The sequence below is a fragment of the Pseudoalteromonas peptidolytica genome (assembly GCF_012641745.1).
GTDB lineage: Bacteria > Pseudomonadota > Gammaproteobacteria > Enterobacterales > Alteromonadaceae > Pseudoalteromonas > Pseudoalteromonas peptidolytica.
Map to the genome: position 1 here is coordinate 21096 of NZ_WEHZ01000046.1, position 6519 is coordinate 27614.

Annotated in this window: 5 protein-coding genes; all 5 read left to right on the forward strand. The window is 43.2% G+C overall.

Annotation, left to right across the window (positions count from 1 at the left end; all coding sequences use genetic code 11):
- The first annotated feature begins 255 nt into the window (after positions 1-255).
- The 5 genes from F9Y84_RS20405 to pilB all read left to right on the forward strand — a co-directional run bounded on the left by F9Y84_RS20405 (position 256) and on the right by pilB (position 5422).
- A complete protein-coding gene (locus tag F9Y84_RS20405) occupies positions 256-693 on the forward strand; it encodes a pilin (RefSeq protein WP_147390220.1) in 438 nt (145 codons plus the stop codon).
- 57 nt (positions 694-750) lie between these two features.
- Entirely contained in the window at positions 751-1986 is a 1236-nt protein-coding gene (locus F9Y84_RS20410) for a type II secretion system F family protein (protein WP_128732189.1), read from the forward strand.
- A gap of 135 nt (positions 1987-2121) precedes the next feature.
- The gene (locus F9Y84_RS20415; RefSeq protein ID WP_147390219.1) at positions 2122-3003 is read left to right on the forward strand and encodes a prepilin peptidase; all 882 of its coding nucleotides are present in this window, start codon (positions 2122-2124) and stop codon (positions 3001-3003) included.
- Between the two features lie 9 nt (positions 3004-3012).
- Positions 3013-3642 carry a dephospho-CoA kinase gene (gene coaE / locus F9Y84_RS20420; protein WP_147390218.1) on the forward strand — a complete coding sequence of 210 codons (630 nt, stop codon included), beginning with the start codon at positions 3013-3015 and terminating at the stop codon, positions 3640-3642.
- Positions 3643-3745: 103 nt separating this feature from the next.
- Complete coding sequence (gene pilB, locus F9Y84_RS20425; protein WP_147390217.1) at positions 3746-5422, forward strand: type IV-A pilus assembly ATPase PilB; 1677 nt, start codon at positions 3746-3748, stop codon at positions 5420-5422.
- Positions 5423-6519: the final 1097 nt, after the last annotated feature.

The following is a 6519-nucleotide window of genomic DNA, read 5'->3' on the forward strand; positions in this document are numbered from 1 at the left end:
GTGAACGCGAGAACTAATTAAGTGCTACACTCATAAAAGATTAGGGACGGCTCACAGGCATACCAGATAAATCTCAAGAAGATATATTGAGTTAGGTGAAATCAATAGCAAATGCTAAACACCACCTTCTGGTATGTAAGATAAAGCACCAGCCAGTTTGTTGATAGAATAGATTGGTGATTATTGCAAAGGTTTTAATAAACGCTTAACGTAAACATCGTAACGTTAAGTCACTTAAAATTTAGGAGACACATCATGACTCAAAAACAACAGGGTGGTTTTACCCTAATCGAACTAATGATTGTAGTTGCAATCGTAGGTATTCTTGCAGCAGTGGCACTGCCTGCTTATCAAGATTACACTGTTAAAGCTCGCTTTACTGAAGTAGTTACCGCTGGTGCATCAGTAAGAACTACAATGACTGAGTGTTTGCAAACAAATAACAATGTCATTACAGCATGTGACTCTTTTGGTGAGTTAGGTATTGCAGCACCAACAGCTACAACTAACTTAGCAAGCCTAACAATTACAGCGACTACAGGTGCGATTACTGCTACAGGTACTGCTGTAGCTGGTGGTTTTGTATATGTTTTAACTCCACCAACAATTGATCCAGCAGATCCTGCACCTTCAACGTACGTATTCACAAAAAGTGGATCTTGTACAACAGCAAGCATCAAAAACCTTTGCTAATTAAGTATTGGGGAGGGTTATTCTCCCCATTCACCTTTCAATCAAACACTCTAATCCATGAATAAGAAATCTATCGAATCTAGCAATACTTTAGACACCTTTATTTGGGTCGGAGTAAATAATAGAGGTAAGCGCTTAGAAGGTGAGATAACAGGTTCAAGCGTTGCCCTAGTCAAAGCCCAGTTACGAAAGCAAGGCATTACTCCTTCCAAGGTAAAACGCAAGCCCAAACCTCTATTTGGTTTGTCTGGTACACAAAAAATCACCTCGCAAGACATTGCGACTATCACCAGACAAATTGCCACGATGCTAACAGCTGGCGTTTCCCTAGTACAAACATTGGAAATGTTGGCGCGAGGTACAAAAAACAAGTCCCTATCTAAACTTATGGGACATGTCGCTGATGAAGTCAAAGCCGGTCAACCCCTTGCAAAAGCGCTCCGCGCGTATCCAAGATATTTTGACGAACTTTATTGTGATTTAGTCCACTCTGGTGAGCAATCAGGTGCCTTAGACCGAATTTTTGACCGAGTAGCACTCTATAAAGAAAAAACCGAAGCGCTAAAATCAAAAATTAAAAAAGCACTTTTCTACCCTATTGCAGTTATCGTAGTGGCGCTAATTGTCACCTCCATCTTGCTCATTTTTGTTGTTCCCCAATTCCAAGATATATTCAATGGGTTTGGTGCGGAGCTACCAGCTTTCACGCTAATGGTGATAGGCTTTTCTGAGTTTTTGCAAGAATACTGGTGGGTATTTTTAATTGGTGTTGGCTTATTTGGTTATACCTATAAAGAAATGCTCATACGCAGTAGCGCAGTTAAACATTTTAATGATCGCATGATCTTAAAACTGCCTATTGTAGGCGATATTTTAAAAAAAGCAGCCGTTGCACGTTATGCACGCACCCTTTCAACCACCTTCGCCGCAGGTGTACCTCTCGGTGATGCACTAGACTCCGCTGCTGGTGCGTCAGGAAATATTATTTATAAAAATGCCATTCGAGAAATAAAAGCTGAGGTCAATGCCGGTAACCAAATGCACTGGGCGATGCACAACACCAAAGTATTTCCTGATATGGTAGTGCAAATGGTGTCTATTGGTGAAGAGTCTGGATCATTAGACAGTATGCTTGCTAAAGTCGCTAATATCTACGAGCAGGAAGTGGACGATGCCGTCGACGGCCTCTCAAGTCTTTTAGAGCCACTTATTATGGTCGTATTAGGCGTACTTATTGGTGGTCTCATTATCGCGATGTACTTACCTATTTTCCAGCTAGGCTCTGTGGTTTAGGCCGTTTGGCAGTGTTGCGTTATTTTCAACTTGATGTGGTACACTGCCGCGCATCTAGACATCACGTACAGTCTAGTAAATAGGTACCGAGCGCGACTCGGAAGTTTCACTTAAATAAAAATAAGCGCACGACTTATGCACGACATTATTCACTTGATGCAAACACAATTATGGTATTGGTTACTGACAGTAGCTGTTGTTAGTCTTTGTATCGGTAGCTTTTTAAATGTGGTTATACTCCGTTTACCCAAAATGATGCAAAACAACTGGCAATCAGAGTGTCGAGTTTTACTTGCTGATGAGCTTAAAACGCCACCAAGCACAGATACCGAAACATTTAATTTAGTCAAGCCAAACTCTCATTGTCCAAGCTGCAAAGCACCTGTCAAAGCATGGCAAAATATACCTCTGCTAAGCTGGATACTATTAAAAGGCAAGTGCCACCATTGCAGTGCGTCTATCTCTGTGCGCTATCCACTTGTTGAATTAGTAACCGCAATACTAGCAACTTGGGTTGCTTGGCACTTTGGTGCAAGCCTTGAAGCTGTCCTTTATATCGTTATTACATGGGTGTTGGTCGCGCTCACGGTTATTGACATCGATGAAATGTTATTACCAGATCAACTTACTTTGCCAACATTATGGTTGGTGCTTATTGCCAGCAGTTTAGGTGTGGGAGTGTCTCCTGGCACAGCAATTATTGGCGCAGCCGTTGGCTACTTGAGCTTGTGGAGTGTGTACTGGCTATTTAAATTGCTGACCGGAAAGGAAGGCATGGGCTATGGCGATTTTAAATTGCTCGCTATTTTTGGTGCCTTGATGGGGTGGGAAGCCATCTTAACCATCGTTTTAATGTCTAGCCTAGTTGGTGCCATTATTGGCAGTATACAACTGAGTGTTCAGGGTCGTGACAAAGCCACGCCGATTCCATTTGGCCCTTACTTGGCCATCGCTGGCTGGATCACCTTGATGTATGGCGAGCAGCTCCAGCATTGGTACGTTAACTTAATCATGTGATGAAAAACAATGCTAAAAACAAATAACTGGATTTTAGGGGTAACGGGTGGCATTGGTGCGGGCAAAACTGCGATCACCCAGCATTTACAACAAAAAAAGATTACTGTCGTTGATGCTGACATCGTTGCCCGTGAAGTCGTGGCAATAGGCTCTCAAGGACTACAGGCCATTGTTAATGAGTTTGGTAACAATATTCTCCTTGTAGATGGGGGATTAGACAGAGCCAAATTACGAGCGATTATTTTTGCAGATGATCATAAAAAACAGTGGCTCGATGCGCTATTACACCCGCTGATACGTAACACACTGCTCACGCAGCTAAACGAAGCACAAAGCGACTATGTTATCTTGTCCGCACCGCTGTTATTTGAAAATGGTCTAGAACGTTATTGCGATGCCACTTTACTCGTTGATGCGTCGGTTGAAACACAAATACAAAGAACGACAAAACGCGATAATGTAGACCCTACTCAGGTCGAGCGTATTATTGCAGCGCAGATGCCACGGCAAGAAAAGCAAAAAAAAGCAGACTACATATTAAACAACGACCGTCCGCTCGAAGAAAGTTTGCAAGCTTTGGACACACTACACCAGACATTTTTAACTGAAGCAAAAATACAGCAGAAGCGGCACACATAAAGAACTGCGCCTCGGGTAAGTAGTCAAAATGACATAATTTAATCTACACTCAGCGTAATGATAAATATTGAATAAGCATTGAATGTGAAGGCAAAGAGGTACTATGGAACATCATTCCCCACTACTGCGTAAGTTTATTACTCTCGGGCGAGTCACTGCCGAGCAAATAAAATCTCGCCAGTCAGAGGCTAACACCACTGCTGAATTGATATGCCTCAGCTCAGGAATGAGTTCAAAAGAGCTCGCTGAAGAATGTTTGGAGTTGTTTAAAGTTCCTTACTTTAACCTAGATCATTTTAATGTCAGTGAAGTTCCACAAACATTAGTCAAAGAAAAATTGATCCGCAAACACCATATTTTGCCGCTGGTACAAAAAGGTCGAAAACTGTATGTTGCAGCGTCAGATCCCACTGATTTTGGTGCATTTGAAAACTTTGAATTTAGCACTGGGCTACAATGTGAAGTGTTAGTTGCAGACTATAAAAAGCTCGAGACCAAAATCGATCAATTGTTTGATGCCGCCGGCGGACTGTCGATTTCAGAGGCTGAATTTAAAGAGTTTGCGGATCTTGACGTTGAAGAAGAGCCAAAACCCCAAAATACCAGTGAAGACAAAGATGATGCGCCAATCATTGTTTACATCAATAAGATATTGATGGATGCCATAAAAAAAGGAGCATCGGATCTACATTTTGAGCCATATGAAAAGAAATACCGAGTGCGCTTTCGTATTGATGGATTGCTACATGAGATGGCAAGCCCCCCTAATACATTAGCAACACGCCTAGCTGCGCGTATCAAGGTCATGGCTCACTTAGACATTGCAGAGAAGCGAAAGCCTCAAGACGGTCGTATTAAACTTAAAATATCTGAGCGTAAAAGTATCGACTTTCGTGTTAGTACACTCCCAACCATGTGGGGTGAAAAAATCGTAATGCGTATTTTAGATTCTTCAAGCGCTATGTTGGGGATTGACGTACTAGGTTACGAACCTGAACAAAAAAAGCTGTATCTGGATGCGCTTGAGCAACCACAGGGGATGATTTTGGTTACTGGCCCAACGGGCTCAGGTAAGACAGTATCATTATACACCGGTTTGAATATTCTTAACCAACCAGAGCGAAATATCAGTACCGCGGAAGATCCTGTGGAGATAAACCTTGAAGGTATAAACCAAGTTCAGATCAACCCTAAAGCTGATATGACTTTTGCCAATGCCCTAAGAGCGTTTCTACGCCAAGATCCTGATATTGTGATGGTTGGTGAGATCCGTGATCTTGAAACCGCAGAGATCTCCATCAAAGCAGCGCAAACGGGTCATTTGGTGTTAAGTACACTGCATACAAACTCAGCTCCAGAGACCCTTACCCGCCTTTTGAACATGGGTGTACCAGCTTATAACGTAGCCAGCTCAGTTAGCCTGATCATTGCTCAGCGCCTTGCAAGACGTCTTTGTCCTAAATGTAAGACGCCAGAAACCTTGCCTGACGAAGCACTACTGGGACAAGGCTTTAGCGCTGATCAAATTAAGGAGATCACCCTTTTTGCACCAAAAGGCTGTGACAGCTGCACCGACGGCTATAAAGGTCGAGTGGGTATTTATGAGGTCGTAAAGATCACCCCTGAAATTTCCCATTTAATCATGGAAGGTGGAAATTCACTGGAAATTGCTGAACAAGCGGAAAAATCAGGGTTTGATAACTTGCGCAAATCAGGCTTAAAAAAAGCAGCAGCTGGCGTGACATCACTGACGGAAATCAACCGCGTGACAAGCTATTAAACGCGTACGGGAGCCGCCGAGCATCGTATTCTTGTAACAAGATCGCGATATAAAATCGCTCCCACCACAAATAAGTACCTACCAATCAGCTAACCCTCTGTGTGGGAGCCGTTTTACACGGCGATGGGGTAAAAATCTCGCGATATAAAATCGCTCCCACCACAAATAAGTACCTACCAATCAGCTAACCCTCTGTGTGGGAGCCGTTTTACACGGCGATGGGGTAAAAATCTCGCGATATAAAATCGCTCCCACCACAAATAAGCACCTACCAATCAGCTAACCCTCTGTGTGGGAGCCGTTTTACACAGCGATGGGGTAAAAATCTCGCGATATAAAATCGCTCCCACCACAAATAAGCACCTACCAATCAGCTAACCCTCTGTGTGGGAGTCGTTTTACACGGCGATGGGGTAAAAATCTCGCGATATAAAATCGCTCCCACCACAAATAAGTACCTACCACTAAGCTAACCCTCTGTGTGGGAGCCGTTTTACACCGCGATATTGTAAAAATCTCGCGATGTAAAATCGCTCCTACCACAAATAAGCTAATCACTTGGGTGGGAGCCGTTTTACACAGCGATTTTGTAAAAGTGCTCGCGATGTAAAATCGTTCCTACCACAAATAAACGAACCACTCGTGTGGGAGCCGTTTTACACGGCGATGGTGTAAAAATTTCGCGATGTAGAATCGCTCCTACCACAAATCAGCGAACCACTCGTGTGGGAGCCGTTTTGCAAGGCAATCTTGTAAAAATCTCGCGATATAAAATCGCTCCTACCACAAATAAACGAACCACTCGTGTGGGAGCCGTTTTACACGGCGATATTGTAAAAATCTCGCGATGTAAAATCGCTCCTACCACAAATCAGCGAATCACTTGGATGGGAGCCGTTTTACACGGCGATGGTATAAAAATCTCGCGATGTAAAATCGCTCCTACCACAAATAAGCTACTCTGGGTGGGAGCCAGGGCGGGATCGCACTTTTAGCTAATTTATGATCAAATAGCGCCAATCCCATTGCTAGGCGCAACCAATGAACCTGATTGAACACCTTACAGTTGTAGAAGAAACTCGCTCTGATATTAACAA